This is a genomic window from Flavobacterium sp. 9AF (assembly GCF_902506265.1).
Taxonomy (GTDB): Bacteria; Bacteroidota; Bacteroidia; order Flavobacteriales; family Flavobacteriaceae; genus Flavobacterium.
The window spans coordinates 1-23772 of record NZ_LR733610.1 but is presented as its reverse complement, the minus strand read 5'-3'; the positions used below and the strand labels follow the sequence as shown (position 1 = coordinate 23772).

The 23772-nt window shown below is 29.8% G+C and carries 19 protein-coding genes; 10 read left to right on the top strand and 9 right to left on the bottom strand.

What is annotated here, in order from left to right; all coding sequences use genetic code 11:
- Window positions 1-339 precede the first annotated feature (339 nt).
- The gene (locus tag HALO113_RS17505) at window positions 340-1140 is read right to left on the bottom strand and encodes an ABC transporter substrate-binding protein (protein WP_159780431.1); all 801 of its coding nucleotides are present in this window, start codon (window positions 1138-1140) and stop codon (window positions 340-342) included.
- A gap of 33 nt (window positions 1141-1173) precedes the next feature.
- Window positions 1174-1995 (bottom strand): orotidine-5'-phosphate decarboxylase, encoded by an 822-nt coding sequence (pyrF, locus tag HALO113_RS17500; protein ID WP_159780430.1) that lies wholly within the window; start codon window positions 1993-1995, stop codon window positions 1174-1176.
- Window positions 1996-2130: 135 nt separating this feature from the next.
- On the opposite strand from pyrF, the gene HALO113_RS17495 reads away from it, so the two are divergent.
- The gene (locus HALO113_RS17495; protein ID WP_159780429.1) at window positions 2131-2397 is read left to right on the top strand and encodes a hypothetical protein; all 267 of its coding nucleotides are present in this window, start codon (window positions 2131-2133) and stop codon (window positions 2395-2397) included.
- 14 nt (window positions 2398-2411) lie between these two features.
- On the opposite strand, the gene pdeM is transcribed toward HALO113_RS17495, so the two are convergent.
- Genes pdeM through HALO113_RS17475 form a run of 4 tightly spaced genes read right to left on the bottom strand, consistent with a single transcriptional unit; the run spans window position 2412 to window position 8169 of the window.
- Window positions 2412-3047, bottom strand: coding sequence for a ligase-associated DNA damage response endonuclease PdeM (pdeM, locus tag HALO113_RS17490; RefSeq protein ID WP_159780428.1), 636 nt, complete (start codon window positions 3045-3047; stop codon window positions 2412-2414).
- 15 nt (window positions 3048-3062) lie between these two features.
- Window positions 3063-5525, bottom strand: a complete 2463-nt coding sequence (locus HALO113_RS17485) for a ligase-associated DNA damage response DEXH box helicase (protein ID WP_159780427.1) — start codon at window positions 5523-5525, stop codon at window positions 3063-3065.
- A gap of 3 nt (window positions 5526-5528) precedes the next feature.
- Window positions 5529-7130, bottom strand: a complete 1602-nt coding sequence (locus HALO113_RS17480; protein ID WP_159780426.1) for an ATP-dependent DNA ligase — start codon at window positions 7128-7130, stop codon at window positions 5529-5531.
- Window positions 7131-7140: 10 nt separating this feature from the next.
- Window positions 7141-8169 carry a ligase-associated DNA damage response exonuclease gene (locus HALO113_RS17475; RefSeq protein ID WP_159780425.1) on the bottom strand — a complete coding sequence of 343 codons (1029 nt, stop codon included), beginning with the start codon at window positions 8167-8169 and terminating at the stop codon, window positions 7141-7143.
- A 176-nt stretch (window positions 8170-8345) separates the two neighbouring features.
- On the opposite strand from HALO113_RS17475, the gene HALO113_RS17470 reads away from it, so the two are divergent.
- The 6 genes from HALO113_RS17470 (at window position 8346) to HALO113_RS17445 (ending at window position 14007) form a co-directional block, all read left to right on the top strand.
- Entirely contained in the window at window positions 8346-10154 is a 1809-nt protein-coding gene (locus tag HALO113_RS17470; protein WP_159780424.1) for an FAD/NAD(P)-binding protein, read from the top strand.
- Window positions 10155-10272: 118 nt separating this feature from the next.
- A complete protein-coding gene (locus HALO113_RS17465; protein ID WP_236554786.1) occupies window positions 10273-10752 on the top strand; it encodes a Dps family protein in 480 nt (159 codons plus the stop codon).
- 58 nt (window positions 10753-10810) lie between these two features.
- Window positions 10811-10996 (top strand): CsbD family protein, encoded by a 186-nt coding sequence (locus HALO113_RS17460; RefSeq protein ID WP_159780423.1) that lies wholly within the window; start codon window positions 10811-10813, stop codon window positions 10994-10996.
- A gap of 91 nt (window positions 10997-11087) precedes the next feature.
- Entirely contained in the window at window positions 11088-12215 is a 1128-nt protein-coding gene (locus HALO113_RS17455) for an AI-2E family transporter (RefSeq protein WP_159780422.1), read from the top strand.
- A 23-nt stretch (window positions 12216-12238) separates the two neighbouring features.
- A complete protein-coding gene (locus HALO113_RS17450; protein WP_159780421.1) occupies window positions 12239-13084 on the top strand; it encodes a mechanosensitive ion channel family protein in 846 nt (281 codons plus the stop codon).
- Window positions 13085-13125: 41 nt separating this feature from the next.
- Window positions 13126-14007 carry an SdiA-regulated domain-containing protein gene (locus tag HALO113_RS17445; RefSeq protein ID WP_159780420.1) on the top strand — a complete coding sequence of 294 codons (882 nt, stop codon included), beginning with the start codon at window positions 13126-13128 and terminating at the stop codon, window positions 14005-14007.
- A gap of 362 nt (window positions 14008-14369) precedes the next feature.
- On the opposite strand, the gene HALO113_RS17440 is transcribed toward HALO113_RS17445, so the two are convergent.
- Entirely contained in the window at window positions 14370-18104 is a 3735-nt protein-coding gene (locus tag HALO113_RS17440) for a metallophosphoesterase (RefSeq protein ID WP_159780419.1), read from the bottom strand.
- A gap of 24 nt (window positions 18105-18128) precedes the next feature.
- Between HALO113_RS17440 and HALO113_RS17435 the strand changes: the two genes are divergently transcribed.
- Window positions 18129-19316 (top strand): Pycsar system effector family protein, encoded by a 1188-nt coding sequence (locus HALO113_RS17435; protein ID WP_159780418.1) that lies wholly within the window; start codon window positions 18129-18131, stop codon window positions 19314-19316.
- Here the strand turns inward: HALO113_RS17435 and HALO113_RS17430 are convergent.
- Together HALO113_RS17430 and HALO113_RS17425 are read right to left on the bottom strand one after the other, a co-directional pair.
- Entirely contained in the window at window positions 19304-21613 is a 2310-nt protein-coding gene (locus HALO113_RS17430; protein ID WP_159780417.1) for a GAF domain-containing protein, read from the bottom strand. The two genes, HALO113_RS17435 and HALO113_RS17430, sit on opposite strands and share 13 nt — an antisense overlap.
- Before the next feature lie 2 nt (window positions 21614-21615).
- Window positions 21616-22524, bottom strand: coding sequence for a DUF6268 family outer membrane beta-barrel protein (locus HALO113_RS17425; protein ID WP_159780416.1), 909 nt, complete (start codon window positions 22522-22524; stop codon window positions 21616-21618).
- A 195-nt stretch (window positions 22525-22719) separates the two neighbouring features.
- On the opposite strand from HALO113_RS17425, the gene HALO113_RS17420 reads away from it, so the two are divergent.
- Window positions 22720-23514, top strand: a complete 795-nt coding sequence (locus tag HALO113_RS17420) for a phosphatase PAP2 family protein (protein ID WP_159780415.1) — start codon at window positions 22720-22722, stop codon at window positions 23512-23514.
- A gap of 2 nt (window positions 23515-23516) precedes the next feature.
- Window positions 23517-23772: hypothetical protein (locus HALO113_RS17415; protein ID WP_159780414.1), on the top strand; the 256-nt coding region annotated here is incomplete at its 3' end.

Genomic DNA, 23772 nt, shown 5'->3' with positions numbered 1-23772 from the left:
GTATTAGGATATTTGTACTGTTAAAAGTAACAAATCTCATATTTGTTTGGTTAAGGTTAGTTAAAAAATTACCACGTTTTCTAAGACGTGGTTTTTTTATACCCTAAATTTAATTTTAAATAATGAATTACAAACTTTAATAATAAAATACCTAGAATTCAACTTTAACACAATATAACAAATTAATAGTAAAGTGTTAACATAAATGAAAGCAAAGTATTAGGATATTTGTACTGTTAAAAGTAACAAATCTCATATTTGTTTGGTTAAGGTTAGTTAAAAAATTACCACGTTTTGCGAAACGTGGTTTTTTTATGTTTTTAATTTTTAACTTATTTGTTAGGCGATTTTCTCGTGTAATTTTTTAAAATAATCGAAAGCTTTAACCAATCGGCTTCCATACCAAGAAAACATTTCTCCATCTACGAATACTGTTTTCGCATGATGGGTTGCTCTACCTATTTCAAAAGCATGTTCGTCTTTAAAAGGAAAAGGTTCAGAAGATAAAAACACATAATCAGGATCGCCTTCTAATCTAATTTTTCTAAGTTCGACTTCTGGATAACGACTCTCTTTATTTTCGTAAATATTTTTAAAATGGTTTACGTGTAATAATTCATTGATAAAAGTAGTATTTCCTGCTACCATATATGGGTTTGCCCAAATAAAATAAGCCGCTTTTTTAATGGGTTTGTCAGTAATATACTTTTTAAAATCTTCCCAAGCAAAATGGGTTTTACCAATCCATTTTCTAGCTTCCGTTCGTTTATTAAAGAGCAATCCGAAATCATCAATCATTTTCAAATTATCTTCAATAGTTAGAATATCAGTGACCCAAACCGGACAAACACTACTTAATTCTTCCACTATTTCTTTCGTATTCTCTTCTTTGTTACAAATGATAATATCTGGTTTTAGTGCTTTGATTTTATCTATTTTAATCGTTTTGGTACCACCCACAATCGTTTTGGTCGCTTTTAAATGATACGGATGTATGCAAAATTTTGTAATACCTACTAAACTGTCTTCTAAACCTAAATCATATAATAATTCGGTTTGAGAAGGCACTAAAGAGATGATGCGTTTGGGAACAGTTTCAAAAGTATGTTGATTTCCAATTTGGTCGGTTAGAGTAATCACAAATTCAATATTTTATGTTCAAGTAAATAATTTCTACTTTTTATGTAATAAAATTGTTTCCATTTCTTGCTGCAATTTCAATGCTTCTGCTCTAGCCTTTTCGGCAAAATCTTCTTGATTGGATGCATAAAGAATTCCTCTTGATGAATTAATTAATAATCCAACATTTTCATTCATTCCATATTTACACACTTCAGACAAATTTCCGCCTTGAGCGCCAACTCCAGGAACTAAAAGAAAACTTTTAGGAACAATTTTTCTGATTTCAGTAAAATATTCAGCTTTTGTAGCACCCACAACATACATTAAATTTTCAGCATTTTTCCATTTTTTGGAAGTTTCCAATACTTGTTTGTACAATTCCTTATCTTTTACTTGCAACGTTTGAAAATCAAAAGCACCTTCGTTAGACGTTAATGCTAACATAATCGTATGCTTGTTTTCAAATGCTAAAAAGGGTTCTACAGAATCTTTTCCCATGTAGGGTGCTACTGTAACACTATCAAATGCTAAGTCTTCGAAAAAAGCTTTGGCATACATAGAAGATGTATTTCCAATATCTCCTCTTTTTGCATCGGCTATCGTAAAAATATCAGGATAGTTATCATTAAGGTATTGTATGGTTTTTTGCAAGGATTGCCATCCCTTTATTCCATAAGCTTCGTAAAAAGCTGTATTCGGTTTATACGAAACACATACATCATGTGTGGCATCTATAATGGCCTTATTAAATTCAAAAATGGGATCTTCTTTTTCTAAAAAAAATACAGGGATTTTGTTAAGATCAACATCCAAACCAATACATAAAAAAGATTTTTTGGTTTGAATTTGATGCACAAGTTGTGTTGTTGTCATGTAAAAAAAATTGTTGTTGTTGCAAATCTACAAAGTTTAATGCATTAAAATAAATATTGTATAACTATCTATTGAAATTATATAAGTAAGAATAAGGCTACTCGCAATAGATTTGTACTATAAATATAAAACGTTATGAAAACGCTAGTATTATTCAATCGATTATGTGTCAGTACTTTTTGCATTCTTGTAGCAACTTGTACGAATGACCTTGTAATTCACGCCAAACAAGTGAATTATTTTGAAATGTTTTTACTTTCATTTGTAGTTGAATGTAAAAGAAGCATCCAAGTGAGTACATCTTACCATACAATGTTACAAAAATTAGCAAAAACGAATACTTCCTTTGATTGGTCAAAATGGAATAGATTTTCAAATCCATTAACTCCCAATAACGCATAAGATCACTTACGTTTTTATACTAAATTCACTTCAATAACTTCGTTAGGAGTAAGTACATAAACTTTATCGTTTGGTGTAGGTTTTAGGGTATAATTTCCTGTAAATTCCCCAAAAGCAGGCAATATGAGTTGGTTTGGCTTTCTAAAATAACACGGAATTTTTAAATATTGTTTTCCAAGTCCGGATAAAACCACTCTTGGATGAATGTGACCACAGAAATTAAATAAATTCTCCGTTTCCACTGGATGATGCGTTAAAAGAAAATCATCAATTTGTAAGCGCTCTAGAACCTCAACATGAAGACTTTCATAATGGTGTTTGGCAAGAATGTCATGATTTCCTTCAATTAAAATGATTTTTTGTGATACGGATTGGACCCAATTATTAAAATAATGCCATTCACTATTTAACGTACTGTGAAACAAATCCCCTAAAAAAATAATTTTTTGAGGTTGGTATACATCCAATAATTCATTTAATTTGTCAAAATTTTTGGAAATAGCTGAATTCGGAATGGCCAATCCATTTTTTCTAAAATGCGATATTTTTCCCAAATGCAAATCTGAAATTAACAAAATATTCTTATCCTTCCAATACAAACTACCAAAAGGATGCAAAATAAAAACTTGTTTCTTAATTGTAATATTCATAAAAGCAATTTCCTATTAAACTTTTAAATAGCTCGCTGTCATTTTTGCGATACGTTCTGCTAAAGTTTCACTTGATAATTTTTCTCTCAATCGATCTGTAATTATAGGAAAACTGAAAGGTGTTGGTTTTTCACATCTTTTAACCACTATTTCCTGATTATTAATTCTCTCCAAAGCTTGTATTAATCTACCTTCTTCCAATTGATGCTCAAAAGTTTCTATATATGATTGTCGCAACAACAAATTATCGGGTTCATAATCTCTAAAAACTTCAAATAACAATTGCGAACCACTTTGCAAATGTTTGGTTTTTACAGGTTGCCCAGGTCTTCCTGTAAATACTAAACCTGCAATAACTGCAATATCTCTAAATTTTCGTCTCGCCATTTCGGTAGCATTCAAACTACTTTGTAAATCGTCATGCAAATGAGAAGTACTCAATAAATTATTATCAAATACTGCTTCTAAATCCAGTGTTTGATCGGAAAGCAATTCAAAACCGTAATCATTATAGGCTAATGAAAAAGATATTGGCGACAATAAACTGATTCGATAGGATAAGAGGCTGGCTAAAGCTTCATGGACAAATCTTCCTTCAAACGGATAAAAAATCGTATGATATCCTTCTCTTGTTTTAAAAGATTCAATAAGGAACTGATTGTCATTGGGTAGGATACTTTCTTTTTGCTGTCTTTCAAAAACAGGTTGTAACGCTTTCAATTCTGGAGTTAACAACCCTTGATTCACTTTGTATAATTCTTGCCGGAGTAGTTCACTCATTTGAGCAGAAAAAGTCATTCTGCCACCCATCCAACTCACCGATTTCGATTCTTTTTTTCCATTAGCCAATTTCACTAAAACAATCATGTTTTTTATAGAATGAAATTCTAGTTTTCTACCTGCAAATATAAAAGTATCTCCCCTTTGCAACTTAGAAGCAAACCATTCTTCTATAGAACCAATATAACCACCACTTAAAAATTTAACGTTCAAGACCGCATCACTAACAATCGTTCCTATTTGCATACGATGTTGCATGGCGATTCGCTTATTATTAATTTTAAACAAACCGTTTGCCTCTATTTCTACTTTTTTGAATTCATCATAAGCTTGCAAACTTTGACTTCCTTTGGTTATAAAATTTAAAACCCAAAGCCATTCTGCATCGGAAATGTTTTGATAACAAAAAGTCTGTTTTATCTCTTCGAAGATTTCATTAGGATAAAATCCGTCCGCAACTGCTAATGTATTTAAATATTGAATTAAAACATCATAGCAATTTAAATAGGGAATTCTGTCTTCTACAATAGTTTCCGCAGCCGCTTTTTTTAAGGCTGAAGCTTCAATTAATTCCATAGCATGAGTGGCTAAAAAATAAATAACACTTTCTTTTCCAGGTTGGTGACCACTTCTCCCTGCTCTTTGTAAAAATCGTGCGACACCTTTTGGTCCACCTACTTGAATAATGGTTTCAACTGGGGCAAAGTCTACTCCTAAATCCAAACTAGAAGTACAAACTACCAACTTTAATTCTTCATTTTTAATAGCATTTTCTACCCAAATTCGGGTTTCTTTGGCAATACTTCCATGATGCATGGCAATTTCCCCCGCAAATTCTGGATAATTATTTAATAGGGCTTGAAACCAGATTTCGCATTGCGAACGTGTATTGGTAAAAAGTAAGGTTGTTTTACTTTTACGAATGATTTGTACCACCTCATCTAATAAATGCAACCCCATATGACCTCTCCAAGGATAGGTTTCCATCTTTTTTGGAAGTATGGATCTTACGGTTATTTTTTTTGGAAGATTTGCTTTAATTAAAACAGAATTTTTAAAAGCATCCGTTTCTTTTCCAAGTAACACTTCTTGTGCCAATTCTAAGTTGCCAATGGTTGCCGAAATTCCCCAAATTCGCATATTCTGAGAAATTGATTTTAATCTTGATAAAGCCAGTTCCATTTGCACACCTCTTTTGCTACCTAATAATTCGTGCCATTCATCTATAACAATAGCTGTGCATTGTGCAAAAGTTTGAGCATAGTTTTTTGATGCCAATAACAATTGCAAACTCTCTGGAGTTGTAATTAATAAATCTGGCATTTTATTTTTCTGTTTGGTTCTTTCTGTTGTTGAAGTATCACCTGTACGAATCCCAACTGTCATTGGAACACCTAAATCGGTAATAACACGTTCCGCAGCTTGTTTGATTTCTGTGGAAAGTGCTCGCAAAGGTGTAATCCAAATGGCTTTCAATCCAGATTGTTTTTTTATTTTGCCATTTTCAACTTGTTGGATATAATTTAAAATAATAGGAAACCAAAGTGCATATGTTTTTCCGCTACCTGTTGGGGCATTCAAAAGGCCATTTTTACCTTGTAAGAACGCTTTCCATGTTTGTTTTTGAAACGCAAAAGGTTTCCAGTTTTGTGCTTCGAACCAATTTTCAGCAATGTGATATAAGGCAGCTCTATTCATAACTTAAATAATCATGCTTTTTAAATCTTCAATAGAATTTGCTTCTTCTATTTTCTTATCCTGACGCCATCTTAAAATTCTGGGGAAACGAGTAGCGATACCACTTTTATGTCTTTTAGAAAGTGCAATACCTTCAAATCCTATTTCAAATACCAATTGAGGCGTAACACTTCTTACCGGTCCGAATTTATCAATCGTATTTTTCTTGATAAAATCATCTACTTTTCTAAATTCTGCATCTGTTAGACCAGAATAGGCTTTAGCAAATGTGACCAATTCTTTTTCTCCTTCTTCATTTTCTTGCCAAAGTGCAAAAGTGTAATCGGTAAAAAGAGTACTTCTTCTTCCACTTCCTCTCATAGCATAGGTTAAAACCGCATCGATGGTTAAAGGTTCTAATTTCCATTTCCACCAATCTCCTTTCTTTCTTCCAACTTGATAGGTAGAATCTTTTCTTTTTAACATTAAACCTTCACTTCTTTTTTCTCGAGCTTGCATTCTTTCTGCAGTTACCTCATCCCACGAATTGATTTTTATTCGTTCGGATAGATAAAACGGCACTTTTATATTTTCTAATGCTTGATATAATTTCTCTAATACATCACGTCGGTATTCGTAAGGATAATTTCGAAGATCGTTTCCTTTCCATTCTAATATATCGTAGGCTTTTAATATAACAGGTGTTTTTTTCAATAGTGCATTTGATATTGTTTTCCTACCAATGCGTGTTTGTAAATCGTTAAAAGTACCAATTTGATTGTCTGGAAAAGCTAAAATTTCGGCATCAATAACAGTTCCATTAGGTATTAAACCAATCAAATCATGAAATTCAGGATATTTATCGGTCACTAATTCTTCTCCTCTTGACCAAATAAAAATTTGGTCCTCTCTAAAAATAGTTTGAGAACGAATACCATCCCATTTATGCTCCATATACCAATCCTTTGGATTGCCCAAACTTTCAATTTCACCTTCTATAGGATACGCCAAGTAAAAAGGATACGGTTTTGAAATATAGTCACTATTCTTTTCTGCTAGAATTAAATCATGAAACGTAATGGTATTAGGATTCCAATTTCCCATTAGTTTATAGGCTAAAATGTTTTCATCTATCCCTTCTGCTTTAGATAAGGCTTTGGTCATTAATTTTTGACTGACTCCAATTCTGAAACTACCTGTAATTAATTTAGTGAACACAAAACGTTCGTAATAATTTAAAGCCAACCAATTTTCTTGTAAATAGGCTTTCTTTTCTCCTTCAGGCTTACTTTTTAAGGCTATAATTTCTTGTAGATAAGTTGTCAAACTTTTAGAAGAATGTGCTTCATTAGTAGGTATAATTAAAGCAATGGTTTCTGCTAAATCTCCCACAATGTGATAACTTTCTTCAAACAACCACATGGGAATGTTAGCGAGTTCATTTGCCCAAAGTCGTAACAAAGTAGTATTAACAGGTCTTGCAGGTCTACGATGCGATAAAATAGCTATAGTCCAAACTTTATCTTCTGGAGAAGCCGTTCTAAAATATGCTGTTAAAGCCTCTACTTTTACATTCGTTTTATTAGAACTATCCAATGTTTTAATTAAGTTGGCAAAATTTCTCATTTTGTAATTTTTAAGGGATTACTTTTTCTAAATCCTCTTCTTTGTTCATTTCTGCATTTTCTCCTTCATATTGTGTTTTTTCGGTACGTGCATCATACCCCAACTCTCTTAAATATTTGGAAAAGATATCGGTATACCCATGTGTACAAATTATTTTTTCTGCACCCGTAGCTTTAATACTGCTTAATAAACCATCCCAATCACAATGATCACTTAATACAAATCCCTTGTCTATTGCTCTTCTCCTTCTGGCCCCACGAAAAGCCATCCAGCCACTAGCCGTTCCAGTAACAAAAGGAGTCATTTTACGAATCCAAGTGGTTCCATGAGCACTTGGTGGAGCTAAAACAAGATTTCCTAAAATAGCTTCCTTTTTTGTTTCTCTAGTAATTAAAGTGGTTTCTGGCAACTCTACCATAGGTCGAATCACATTATTCATATTTTCAATAGCTCCATGGGTATATATTTTACCAATATTGGTATCCAAATATTTCAATAAACGTTGGGCTTTACCTAAAGAATACCCAAAAAGTATAGATGTTTTTCCTTCAGCTTTATTTTCAGACCACCATTGGTTAATACTATGCATAACTTCAGTTTGAGGAGTCCATTTAAACACTGGTAATCCAAAAGTACATTCTGTTATGAAGGTATGACATTTCACAACTTCATAAGGAACTGCAATACCATCATCTTCCGTTTTGTAATCACCTGTAAATACCCAAACTTCCCCTTTATATTCAACGCGTACTTGGGAGCTACCAATTATATGTCCGGCTGGATGCAAAGAAAATTTCACATTATTAACTACAAAGGTTTCATTCCAATTTTTTCCTGTAACATGAATAACACCTAATCGATGTTTTATAATAGGGACATTGGTATGATGTGTAATATAATTTTGATGTCCCCATCTAGAATGATCTGCATGTCCGTGCGTAATAATTGCATTTTTAACAGGCCGCCAAGGATCAATATATACATCTGCTGGTGCACAATAAATGCCTTTATCATTAAAAACTAATAATGGTTTTTTCATTAGGTATAATTTAAATCAAATATAGTTTTAAGAGTAAGTAGAAAAGTTACATAATTTTAATTATTAGTTATTGAATATCAATAAAAAATAAAATGAAATTTTATAAACAACGAGAAAAATATTATAAAACATATCTGGTCTTCCCATTATATTTTAGTTGCATAAAATCAATCACTATGAAAAACCTTGCCATTATAGGAAGTGGAGCAACTTCCATTTATCTATTAAAACATATTTTAGACAATATTGAGGTATTAAAAAAAGAAATTCTTACCATTTCAATATTTGAAAAAAGCTACATTTTAGGAATGGGTATGCCATATAATCCTGAAACAACAGATTTATATAATCTTTCCAATATATCTTCTGAAGAACTACCAAAATTGCAAATTACATTCGAAGAATGGTTATTGCAACAAAATCAAAAAAGTTTAAATAAACTAGGCATTAAAAAGGAAATGATTAGCAAATCTGAAGTTTATAATCGATTAGCTTTAGGGCAATATTTACAAAATCAATATCAAACTATACTATCCAATATTAAATTTGAAAATATAACTGTTAACGAGTTACCGCACACAGAAGTAATAGACATCCTATATGATAATGAAAATAAAAAGGCTACTTTAATTACTAATCATAATGAAGAACTTGTTTTTAATAAAGTTATAGTTGCTACGGGGCATATTTGGAATGAAAAAGATAATATTTTACAAGGTTATTATGCATCTCCTTGGCCAATAAAGAAAATACTACCAAAAGAAAATACATTTCATAATTATACAATTGGTACTCTTGGAGCTTCATTAAGCGCATTTGATGTAGTTTCTTCATTATCTAGGCGTCACGGTAATTTCATTGAAGATAAAAATGGAAATCTGAAATACATAAGTAATAAAGGTGCAGAAAATTTTAAAATTGTAATGCATTCTGTTAATGGATGGCTTCCACATTTACAATATGAACAAGAAAAACCTATTCGACAAATCTACAGACATTTTAGCAAAGAAGATATTTATGATTGTTTTGATCGAAATGGTTTTTTACGTATTGAAAATTATTTTAATAAATGTTGTTTGAAGCCTTTGATTGAAGCTTTTAAAAAAGACAATCTCTTTGAAATGGCAAATAAGTTACAAGATTCCAAATATACTATTAAGGATTTTGTTAATGATATGAGCAAACGACACGAATATGAAAATGCATTTGAAGGAATGCGATTGGAGATGAAAGATTCTAAAAAATCGATTGAAAATAAAAAACCAATTCATTGGAAAGAAGTTATAGATGATTTAATGTACACACTTAATTTTCATGCAGAACTTTTGCCTGCGGAAGATCATCTTTTATTCCATCAAAACATTATGCCTTTTTTAATGAATGTTATTGCTGCTATGCCTATACCTTCTGCAAGAATTCTTTTAGCACTACACGATGCAAATAAAATTGAAATCATAAAAGGATATGTGACTCTTTTAGATGAAACAACTAATAATAAGACTAAAATTAAAGTCACTCATAATGAAAAAGAACATATTTTAGAATACCAAATGTTTATAAATTGTAGTGGTCAACCGCCTGTAACTGTTGACAACTACCCTTTTCCTAGCCTAATAAAAAATTCTTATGTGGTTAGTCCTAAAATACCTTTTTCAAATTATAATGCATATGTTAAAAATAATGATGCTCATGAAGAGAAAAACATCACTTATAGGCATCAAAATCATTACTATATTTTTCCAGGTATCAATGTTGACAGTAGCTATACAATTTTAGATAAAAACAATCAACCCATAACTAACATTCATGATATATCTTTTACACACTTAACAGGACTAAGACCTTACTCTTATGGATTACAAGCTTGTTCAGCCACCAGTGAAATTCTAGTTTCATCCTGGATTAAGGCTATTAAAAATGAAGAACCTATTCAAGGGAATATAGAAGAAATCGTTGAAATATATGCTGAAAACCCTCATTTATAATCAGATAATCTTAGTTCTTTAAATTATATAAGTATTGTAAAAAATCATGTAAGGAACACCTAATTAAAGACTGCTAAATTTGTATCAGATAAATAAAAAACCAAATAAATAAAATATCATGGAAACAATGTTAGCGCCACAAATCGGAATCGATAAAAAAGACTTATCAAAAAGTATTAAAGACTTAACTGTTGTTTTATCTAATGAAATGGTATTGTATGTAAAAAGTAGAAAATTTCATTGGAATGTAACTGGAAATAGTTTCATGGAATTACATAAACTTTTCGAAAATCAATACAATAAATTAGAAAAAACTATTGATGAAGTGGCAGAAAGAATTAGTAAACTAGGCGGAAAAACTATTGGCACGATGAAAGAATTTATAGAAAATTCAATTTTAAAAGAAGAGTCGAAATATGTTAACCAAAATCAAATGCTGGAAGAATTATTAGACGATCATGAAAAAATTATTGTGCAATTAAGAAAATTTATTGAAAATGCGGAAGATGTTAAAGATGCTGGCACGGCAGATTTTTTAACCGGTATTTTACAAGATCATGAATCTAAATCTTGGATATTAAGAAAATATCTAAGCTAAACATACAAACAAATAAATAAACTGAAAATCAAATATTAATTTTTTAAATACAAACATTATGAACACTACAGAATTAAAAGGAAACTGGAACGAAGTTAAAGGTAAATTAAAACAAAAATATGCCGATTTAACTGATGATGATTTACTTTATGAAGAAGGTAAAGAAGATGAGCTTTATGGAAAAATTCAACAAAAAGTTGGAAAATCTAAAGAAGAGATCAAAAAGTGGATTGATGAACTATAATAAAAATAAATAATTTTTACTGTCTATGAACCTATTAATCTGTTTCTATGCAATTAATAATTTATAGGCAGTTTTTTTATACCAAAAAAAAATGAATACCGTTACTCACAAAAACCATATCGTTAAAGATCTTTTTGCATTTATATTAATCGTATTCATAGCGTATATATTGCAAGATTTTCTTATACCTATTTTATTTGCAATACTTTTAAGTGTACTAGTATATCCTATAGTTAAATTTTTTGAAACACGACTTTGTTTCAATCGTATTGTGTCTATACTAATTGCGATATTAATATTTAGTGCAATTATATTTTTCATTTTTGTAGCTATTGGAATTCAGTTTCAAGACATTATGGATCAGAGTGATACTTATTACAAAAAAATAGTTGAAAAAACACATATTTTAATACAAGAAACAGAAAATACAACGGGTATTGAAAGTGAAGATATTGTGGGTGCAGAAAATTTAGAAGTTAAAGAAATCGTAAAGAAAAATTCAAATAAAATTATCGATTTTATAACCCAATCGGGTACAATAATAAGCGATTTCTTGTTTACCCCTCTTTATATGTTTTTTCTTCTTTTATATCGTAGTTTTCTTATTAGTTTTCTATACAAAGCTACTGCTAAAGTAAGTACCAAGAAAAGCATTCGATTTATATTAACCGAATTATATAAAGTACAACAAAATTACTTAGTAGGATTAGTAAGTGTAATGGGAATTGTAGGGTTACTAAATAGTTTAGGTTTATTAGCTTTAGGAATAGATTATCCCTTTTTCTTTGGTTTTCTTTGTGCTTTATTGCTCTTAGTACCTTATGTAGGAATTATCATCGGATCCATGTTACCTGCTCTGGTAGCTTTAGCAACCAAAGATTCCTATTGGTATGCTGTAGGTGTTATCGCTATTTTTGGTTTTATTCAATTTATTGAAGGAAATTTTATAACGCCTAAAATAACAGGTTCAAAAGTATCTTTAAATTCCTTTGTATCTATTTTGGTCATCTTGTTATTTTCTATGCTTTGGGGAATACCCGGAATGATTTTAGCCTTACCTATTACAGCATCGTTAAAAGTTATTTTTGACAATTCAGTGAAATTTAAAGCTATTGGATTCTTATTAGGTCAGGCAGACGAAAAATATTTTTCAAGTAAATCTAAAAATCGATTGAAAATTTGGAAAAAAATTAGAAAAGAAAAAATATTACAATCATAATTACACTTCAGAAAAAACAAACTATGACAAATCAAATAGAAAATATCAATCAAATACTAAGAGAAAGTTGGAATAATTTTTACGAATCATTGCCAGCTATTTTGTTTGCTATAGGCATTTTTATTCTTGGTCTCTTTATTATTAGAAAACTGAAAAAAATAGCATTTTCAATGATTGATAAAAAATCTAAAGATCCATTAGTGAGTGATTTTTTGGTGAATGTTATAGCCTTGGTACTTACCATTTTTTTACTTATTATTTCCTTGAGCATTTTAGGTTTAGGTGAAATTACAGATAAAATTTTAGCTGGAGCAGGAATTACTACTTTTATTATAGGATTTGCTTTAAAAGATATTGGAGAAAATTTCTTATCTGGTATTATAATGGCCTTTAAAAGACCTTTTAGAATTGGAGATTTAATAGAAATAGATGGTCATAAAGGTAAAGTAATAAACATGTCTTTACGGGAAACTTTAATAAAAACATTAGATGGTAAAGAAGTTTTTATACCTAATGGATTAATTGCAAAAAACGGTTTAGTTAATTATACTTTAGATAATCTATTAAGAAACGAATTTATAATAGGCTTAGACTATAATGACAACACAGAGGAAGCACTTCAAATGATAGAGACAATTTTACAAAATGAACCTGGAGTATTAAAAAATCCTGAACCCTATGCCGTTATAGATGAATTAGCTACTAGTACGGTAAATGTTAGAGTATCTTATTGGTACATGACTAATGATATCAAAGCTCCTGGTGCAAAATTAAAAAGCAATTTAATGCTAAAAGTATTTAAATCACTATTAAATAAAGGTTTTGGTCTTCCTTCGGATATCGTAGAAGTAAAAATGCTTGAAAAATAATACTTACTTTTAAAAATTATTATCAACTAAAATAAATTAAAATGAAAAAGTACCTCATATTCGCCTCATTCTTGTTTTCTAGTGTATTCTACTACTCCTGTATCTCTTTAGATTCAGATATCAAACAAATTGATGTAACTGAAGTACAAGAATTTTCAGATAAATTAGATGAAGTTTCTGGAATGACTTATGTGAATGATACGCTCTGGGTCATTCAAGATAGTGGCAATCCTGATAAATTGTATCAAGTAGCTACAGACGGGAAATTACTTCGCGAAGTGAAGATTAATGGTGTTAAAAATCACGATTGGGAAGCTTTAACTTCCGATGAAGAAGGCAATGTATATATTGGAGATTTTGGTAACAACAACAATAAAAGAAAAAATTTAGCCATTTATAAAATCAATCGTGCGGATTTAAAAAAAGACATTATTGATTCTATTCAAAAAATAGAATTCTATTATGAGGATCAAGAAGATTTTCCTCCAAAAAAAGATGAGTTATTTTACGACTGTGAATCTTTCTTATATAAAGATGGTTATTTCTATTTGTTTACTAAAAACAGAAGCAAAAATTTTGATGGCACGGCTCATATATATAAAATTCCTAATGAAATAGGTGAACAAAAAGCCATTTTATTGAATAAATATGTTACTTGTGATAAGTTTACTACCTGTGCAATAACAGATGCAGCTATTAGTCCAGATGAAGATAAAGTAGTTTTATTAAGTAACAAAAGAATGTGGATTTTTTCTGACTTTGTGGAAGACAATTTCACTAAAGGGAGCTTAAAAGAGGTGCAGTTTAATTCTTTTACGCAACGTGAAGGTGTTGCTTTTAAAGATAATGACATCTTACTTATATCGGACGAAAAAACAAAAAAAGTAGGTGGTAAAATTTACGAATATAAAATTCAAGAATAAAGTTTAAATTGTTTTTTTTCAAAGGACTGTCTTATAAAGACAGTTTTTTTTGTTTAAAAAAGAACTAACAACTTTTTAAACACTAATTTAAAACTTATTGATTGCCTTTAATTTTAATTTGACTATTTATCCAACTATTCAAAAGTTTCTAAAATATTATTTTATTAAGCCATAAAGAATGATAGTCTACTATTACTTGAAAAACGTTAAGTACTCCATTTTTAGTTTTAATACTATTGATAAAATAATAATTATTTATTTAATATTAACTTAATATTCAATAAGTACTTGGAATAATTAGATACAAAAAACCAGAACTTACAACAGCATGTTCTGGTTTAATATTGAGTGTATTAACAATTCTAAAAGCCTAATTGCAATGCAAAAGTTACCCTTGCTTTATCATTTGGATTTTTAAAATAACCTAATTTAGCGGTAATCATATTTACTCCATTTAACCATAATCCACCACCGTAAGAAGTATGCCACGTATTTGATGTATCATTATTGGTCCAAACTCTTCCATAATCAAATCCCCCAATAACTCCGTATTTCATTGGAACAAAACTGCGTTTGATACTTCCTAATGTTAATCGCACATCTGAAGTTTCATAAAATGATTTTTGACCAATAAATCGCTCATTTCTAAGTCCTCGTATCCCATTATTACCTCCAATAGCTGCAGCATGATAAAAATCAAAATTGTCGTTTGTAATTATTTTCCCTCTAAGTAAGGTTTCAAATACTAAATTGCCATTAGTTGTTATTTTATGAGAAAAGTTAAATTTGCTTTCTAAAGTAAAAAAGTTTCTATTAATATCGTTCATATTAGACTTCCATTCTGCTGATAGTAAAAACCCCATACCATAAGTGGGTAAGGAAACAACATCATAGTTTTCAAAACCATAACTTAATTTAGTACTAGTATATTGTTGGTGCGTAAACACGCGTTCTGCTACCACATTGGGTTCACTTATAAAACGATTGGTTGTCTTTTCAACTTCTAAATCTTCAAATCCTAATTGCCAACTTACCAAACTTCCTTTTTTTCCCACTCTATTTAAAGAAGGATAAAAATTGAAATTTCTTAATTTAACTCGGTTATAATCAAATTCTATATCTTCATCTAAATCATTATAGACCGATTCATTGCCATATCCAAAATAATTAATGGTAAAATTTGGACTCGTAATTTTAGCATCAATATTAAAATCGAGTTGACCTACTAATTTTGGGAAATGACCTTTATATTTTACTTCAAAACCGTTGGTTGCGAAAAAATAATTAGGCGTTATAGTATGCTTACTCGTATACGGATTTTGTCTAAAACCATTGTGAATATAATTCATAATTACTCCTAATTTCACACCATCATCCGGATTAAATCCACCTCCTGGAATAACAGAAAAAGAATTGTATTTGGCTTTTCTGTAAGTGTACACATTCATTTCATAATCATCACTCAAGCGTTTATTGGTTTTTCCATCAATTTCAAAAGTATTGTCCTTAGTCTTATAATCATAAATCTTCACATTATGACCGTTTTCTATTTTATAAACGTCATTATTCTGACCACCAATAAGCTTCACATGAATTTTAGACCTAAAGTCTCCTTCAACTATAAACTTATCATCATCATCTAAACCATAAATCCAAATTTCTTTGGTATTTTTAGAGGTGAACGTACGTTTCATGATAAATTGTTCTTCACTATCTTTCTTATTTCTAATCTGAGAAACTTCAATTTCATTGGGACTAATTTTTTTGATATAAAAATCTTCTTTTTTATCTGTACCCACAATAATTGCTCTCTTTTCTAATAATTTATGATATTGAATTGCATATTCTTTTAAATAATCTCTTCTCAATTTTAAATCGGCTTTTAGTTTGTCGCTTGTTGCATCTTGTACCTCTTTTGGTAATTGTAAAAAGGCATTGTCAATAACCACATCGGTTAAATTTTCTTGAATAAAAATCGCTTGTTTTTCCCAATCTTCTTTTTTGTTCGATTGTAAAAAAGCAATATCCAATTGATAACCTACATGATTCAACCATTTTAAATTTTGAATTTCTGAATCATAAGATTGCATTTTTCTAAATTCAGGAAGATTAAGAATTAAGCTCATTAAAACGCCTCCATATTTAGGAAAGGCTTGATCTCTATCTTTTGGAATGGGTTTATAAATGACATTATCCCCTTTTTTAAATTCCGACCATTTCCATTGATCTGCATGTCGGTCCCAATCTCCTAAAAGTATATCTAAAAGTCGGGCTCTAATAAATGCTTTTTCATCCACTTGGTATTTTTCATCTTTTCTCAATTTTTTAAATAAATCATCGGTTCCAACAATATCATCTGGTTTCCCAAAGGAAGATTCATCCAATTGACTATCCGATTCTCTTTCTTGAACCATGTACAATTCATCACCAAAACTAGAATTAAACTTACCTAAAGCATCGTGTTTGGGTATGTAATACAACTTTGGATTGGCATGATAAATACCTATATTCTTTGAAAGATCATCAATTATGAAAGAAGTAAAAGGATGTCCGGTTGTGAAAAAATCCATTAAAAAAATTTCTACATACGTATCTTTCAAATCGTCTTGTACATATTGATCAGTAAATACAGCTGCTTGAAAAAAACGAGTTGCATTTTTCTTCACAGCACGTAAAACATATTCTTGTTTCTTGGCATCAATTACGCGTAAAGAATTTGATTGTTGTCCTCCTCCTTCTCTATCAATTTTTAAACCTCCAAAAAGAGTATCAATAGTGGCTACTTTTGCCGTAATGGGTAATCCATAATAATTGCGGTAATGTTTGCCCCATAAAAAATTATAAAAACCCGATTTTTTAGTTTGTTCGGGTTTGTACACTGTTGCCTCTTTGTATGCTGGAAATGTATTAGGATAGTCTTTCGTTTCCGTATTAACTGGTTTTAAAATAGATTGTTTATAGAGTACAATTTCTTTATCATTTTCTTTTCCATAAAATGTTAGAATTCCTTCTCCTGTTTTTAAGATTTCTAAAGTGGCAAAACCATTTTTTCCGTAAGAGAAATCGTTTGGGTAGATGGCTCTTGCTGCATTTGTTTTGGTTCCAGAACCACTAACAATTTGCTTGACACCATTCTTCTCAATATATTCTAAACTGTGTTCGTGACCAGAAACTACTATAATATTTTCATTTTTTTGAATTAACGTTTGGATGCGTTTGGACAAAGCGGTGTAATCTTTATTTAAAACATCTTGCGAACTAATTCCAGAAGTTTTTCTTAATAAATTATATAAAGTTCCTAATAAAGGTACGGGAAATGAATTTTCAGCCGACAATAACATTTTTCGCACTCCAAAATGTCCACCATGAACTCCATTGGTAAACAAAGGATGATGCATCGCAACCACAACAGTTTTATCTTGATTTTTATTTAAAAGGCTTTCAAATTCGGCAAAAAACTCTTCTCTGCTCTTTATATTACAATCATCGTTAATCGTAGGGTTTTTATTCCAATCTTCTAAATACCACTGACTATTAATCGTAATCAAAGTAATATTATCATTAATTTCGAAATCCTCAATAGCACATCCTTTTCGTGGTGAAAAAGATTCCTTATCTTTTAAGTAGGAAATAACAAAATCTTCTTGATTATTCAAACCTTTCAAGCCACTATACCAATCGTGATTTCCAGGAATTACAATTGTTTTACCTTTAAAATTTTTAGTAATTTTTAATTGGTTTTCTAAGATTTTTTCAGCAGTTTTATATTCTTCTGTATCTTTATCACCGGACATTCCTACAGGATAAACATTATCGCCTAAATACATTAAAATACTGTTTTTAGAGGCTTTTTCTAATTTACTTTCTAATGGCAATAAAGCTTGCTTAGAATTTATGGCATCAGCATTTCCAGCATCACCAACTAAATAAAAAGTATGATCCACTTCTTGAGCTTCAACCTCAATAGGCGCAATTGGATTTTTAATATTTTTACCCGTTTGAACAGAATAAGTAGCACAAGAGTTCAGAAAGCCTAATAAAGCCAAAACACAAATTATTTTTACAAAAAAAAGCTTTCTAAAGTAATTAAATTTCATAATTTAGTAGTATAATTTTAATGGATGAAATTAGTAAAAAAAGCGGAACTATACGTTACAGAATTATTTAAAAATGTATTAGAATTTAAATATAAATACCATGATGTAACGCATACTAAAAATGTGGTTAATGCCGTTGAAGAAATTGGTCAGCAGGAACAGATTTCTGAAAAAGATATTGAGATCTTGCAATTGGCTGCATGGTTTCATGATACAGGCTATATTAAATGTAAAGATGGACATGAAGGAGAAAGTGTAAAAATTGCTACTAACTTTTTACTTTCAAATGAGATAGATCAAAACACGATTGATTCGGTTAGTAATTTAATTATGGCTACTGTTTTTAATCATGAACCCAAAACCATTTTAGAAAAAATAATGTGTGATTCTGATTATTACCATGTGGGTAGTGATGCTTATTTTTCCTTTTTAGAAGAATTACGCACCGAATGGAAACTCTGTGATGTAGCAACTTTTTCAGAGAAGGAATGGCTGAATGAAAACATTTCGTTTTTAAAAGAAAAACATCAATTTTACACAGATTACGCTAAGGAAAATTGGGAACCCATCAAACAAAGAAACATACAAATTTTGGAAGATAAAAGAATAGAAAAAAGAGCAATGGAAAAAAATGAAGATCTTGTTGTAACCCCAAAAAAGAAAAAAAAGAAAAAGAAAAAAAAATTAGGGCGTGGTGTAGAAACTTTATTTAGAGTTACAATTAATAATCATACTCGATTAAGTGATATTGCTGATAGTAAGGCTAATATTTTACTTTCGGTTAATGCTGTTATTATTTCAGTAGCCTTATCGGTATTGATTCCTAAATTAGATAGTCCTGGAAACATCTACCTCACATTACCTACATTTGTACTTTTATTTTTTAGTGTGGTTTCGATTGTATTTGCTATTTTAGCCACTCGTCCTAAAGTAACTTCAACCGAATTCACCAAAGAAGACATTTTAAACAAAAAGGTAAATCTATTGTTTTTTGGAAACTTTTATAAAGTTCCCTATCAAGATTATGAAGATGAAATTAACAAAATGATGTTAGACAACGATTATTTATATAATTCTCTTACGAAAGATTTACACTATTTAGGAATCATTTTAGACCGAAAATATAAATTATTGAGAATTACTTATAATATTTTCATGGTGGGAATTGTCGTTTCTGTACTTACTTTTTTATATGCCTATCAACATTCTTGATTTGGAATAGGTTTAATGGTAACTCGTAAAGCCTTTAATCCTGAAATACTTTGTAGTTCTTCAACATCAAATTTTTCAATTTCCTCTTCGAGTAAGCCTTTCGCTATAAGATATTTTAAGTATTTCATATACTCTATTTTTTCAGAATTTTGAGCATATACAATGGTAATTTTGTTTTCTTGTGTGATACGTTCTTCTGAATTTTTAATGTGTGATTTATCAATTCTTTTTTTAACAACCTCATAACGCGCATTATAAGATCCATCTACATCAAATAATTTCTCATCCATTCTAAAACGAATGGTTAATGGAGAACTAAATGCTAATATTAAAGTTGTTACTTCCAAAGGAAAATCTAATATATGTTTCCATTTTTGAAAATTATAAACGGTCTCACACAATGATTTTAATTGCCATAATTTTAAATTATTAAAGAATAGCGGACTGAATTCTATTCTAGGATTAATGGAAGCACCAATGTACATATTGTGTTCAATACCATCCGTTGCATATCGTTCATAATAATGAGGAAATATTTTTTGTGCTTCTAATTGACATTCATCTAAATAAGAAGACATCTTTTTATTCAATAAAGCAACCGATTCATCATACGCTTTTCTATTGTCATAAATGATATTCAGTTTTGGGTCTAATTTTTCAAAATAGGCCTTTACTTTTTCAGTTATACTTTCTGAAAACACCATGGTTTGCAGAACAGGATGTACTTCGTTCTCAACATATAATTTAAATGTCCCTTCAGAAGTGGTATCAAAATTATTTTCAAACTCAACAGAAAATTTATCCAATTCAAAAAGAATTTGATCTGCAATTAAAATTTTGTTCTCAGTAATAATAGATTGAAACAAGTTGATTAAAAGTTGCAATTGATTTCTAATATCTTCAATAGTTGCTAGTTGTCTATTATGTGACGAATTTTTAATATCTATTTGACCAAATAATGCAAAAACGTCTTTAAACACAATGTCTTTAAACGTATATTCTTCAAGTTTTTTATCAGAATTCAAAAAATCTTTCACACCTTGTTTAAATTTCCAATACACACTTGAATGAATGGAAGTGTACTCATTTTGAATAATGGCATCAATTCGGTTGGCAGTAGCTTCTAACGAACGCTCTAAAGTATTGGTTATAATCGGTAAAATTAATTTTAATCGACTCAAGCTCTTCTTATTGATGGCATATTTGGTTTCAGAGACCAATTCTATAGTACCAATAATTCCTTTTCTACTAGCAATGGGAGCAATAATCACACTTTGAATGTTTTGTTCCAATAATACTTTTAACAATACGGAATTAGAATTTGAAATACTATATTGCTCTATATTTTGAATAAAAATGGGTTCTCTTTTTAGAATACTGTTCTTTAATAAGGAATCATTTTTAAACTCAGTTATGGTTTTACTCTTTTTATCATTTAAAATAAAACTATCAATCTCTACATCATTGTATCGTGTTTTTATCAAAGCATTTTCTTCGCTATCGTATACCGTTATACCAATTTTTAAATCTGGAATGTCAAAAATAGATCTGAAAATTTTTTTAAAACTTTCGTCATTTACTAAGGTATCACTTTGAGAACTCAATAAATTGGTTTTCAATTGAGAAACCGCATTTTCAAGTGTATTTTCGATCATAGTTAAAATACAAAACCCTTCTACTTTCCAACCACCTTCTGGAAAAATTTCTTTCCATAAATCAAGGTTGTCTAAGTCGTTCAACAATTGATCGATTTGTTGTATTGTCGGATAATTGGCCTTTTCTTTAGGATAAATTTTTAAAAAATCATTCCTATTAGAAATAAAGAACGTTTTATAAACCCCTTTGGTATCCTTAAATTCAAAAGTTATTTTATTGTCAAGAACGATTTTATTCTCCACTATAGAATTTAAGAGAATCATTGCCTGCAATTTGTAAACGGTTCCTGGTGAGGCATCAAAAAACTGAATACTTTCTTTAACGGAGCAATCAATTTCATTTAATTTCTCACTTCGAAACAAGATTGTATTTTTAAAAGGTAGTACAACTGATTTGTACTCGTTTTTAGAAATGTGCTCTGGTATTAGGATTGAAAAAAAATCATCAAATAATGAAGCGTTGTCACTTATAATTTCTGTAATCTCTTTTTCTTTTACTAATACATCTTCAATTTTAGAAAACATTTTTTTGTAATAATCCTTTAATTCTGGGTTTTTCGGAAATGTAAAAGCATCAATAAAAGGTGCAATGGAAAATTCCACATCATAAGGAGATAAAACTATGTTTTCTTTAATAATCATTTTTACTTTTTGTTATCATCTACTTTGTAACTAAATCCAATACTAAAATAAGCATTCGGTTTAAAAGAATCATTATAATAATCCGAAATATCATCGAAATTACTATTGTATTGTTCATACAATCTTAAAATCGTAATTCCTGCATTTAGGGTAACCCAAATATTGGAACCTAAGTTTCTTGAATAAGAAGGATACACAAAAACATTCATATTTCTAAGATACGTAATATTATTGGGATTAACAGCAGGATCATCCGATAAATTTAAGTGGGTTATATTACTTTCAGAATGATATCCAAAACCATAGGCATATTTTTCATTGGCAAATGTAATGGAAGCTTTTGAAGGAATGAAGGCACTAATTTTCATATTGTCCTTTTGATATTGAAAATAAGCGGTTGGCAAGACTCTAAATTTACCATTATTATTATTGAAATTAATTCCAATACCGTATTTATAATGCGGATTTCGAACCACATCTTTTACAAACATAGCTGTAAGAGCTGGAAATAAATCACGATAGGTAAAATTACTTTTAAAATCAGTTCTAATATTCAACCTAGGCGCAATATATGCATTCCAACGTTCGTTTATTTTTTGTCTAACCAATAACGTATATTTAAAATGATGCAAGTTATCAGGATAATTATCAGACTCAGGATTTAGAGAGTCAAAATTATAATCATAAAGTCTATAATTGATAATACTATTCAATTTTGTGTTTTTACCAATTCGAATCGTGGGTGTAAAACTTTGAAAATCAACTTCCGTTAAATCAGCTCTTGCATCTGCATTTTTCAAATTAGAGTTAGGAATATGCGTAATGTTTAAATGAATAGCATCTGTATCAAATTGTGAATAAGTGAATAGATAACCTGTTAAGAAAAAGCCGAGTAATAATTTGAGCTTCATAATTATTTTTTTTAATGAAGTAAAATTAGTCTGCATGCCTTTTAAAAATGTTATACGTTTCTCCTAATCCTTTATATAATTACTATTTCAATGAATAACAATATTTAAATTATATAAATTTTACAATGTATTATATAAAATAGAAAACTCAATTGTAATGTTACTTTGCTGGGTAAGAATTAAAATTATGAAAATATGAAAAAGATATATACCCTATTAAATATATTGCTGGTAACAATAGGTCTAGCACAAAATGATTCACCTTATAATACAGATTGGCTAACAGATGGTTCAATAATTGTAGGAACAGCTGGTGTTAACGCTTTAGGTTTATCATTAATAAAGAATAAAGAACCACTTTCGCAAGAGAAATTAAATCAATTGAATTCAAATGATATTTGGTTTGTAGATAAATGGTCAGCAGGATATTATGATGAAAAAGCATCATCTGCAAGTGATATTCCTTTATATACATCTTTAGCAATTCCTTTTCTATTTGCATTAAATAAAGATACTAGAGAACATTCGGGACAATTGTCTGTTATGTATGTTGAAGCTGTTGGAATCCCTTTGGCTGTTTTTACTATTTCCTCGGCAGTAATTGAGAAATCAAGACCCAAAGTATATAATACCGATTTAAGTTTAAGCGAAAGGCTAGAAAGCAACAATCAGAGATCATTTTTTAGTGGTCATGTAGCAGCAGCTGCTGCATCCACATTTTTTGCTGCACAAGTTTATTCCGATTTTTATCCAGATTCCAAAGCAAAACCTTATATTTGGGCTGGTGCAGCGATTCTACCTGCTGCAGTAGCTTATTATCGAGTTAAGGGTGGTAATCATTTTCTATCAGATGCTGCTTTAGGCTATATATTAGGTGCAACAAGTGGTATTTTAGTTCCCAAACTACACAAAAGAAAACTAAATGATCTAAAAATTACACCTGAGATAGGTTTAGGATATCAAGGAATTGGAATAAATTATACTTTTTGATTTTGAAAATCAAGTTAAAAAAAATTGCTAAAATAGTACTGTGGGTAATAGGTTCAGTTTTTGGACTTATTCTGATTTTAATCCTAGCTATACAAATTCCTTTTGTACAAAATTTGGTTAAGGATAAAGTTGTTTCTTATGTAGAAAATAAAATAAAGACTAAAGTTGAAATTGGTAAAATTGAAATTGGTTTACCTAAAAAAATAATTGTTAGTGATTTTTATTTTGAAGATCAATCTAAGGATACACTTTTAGCTG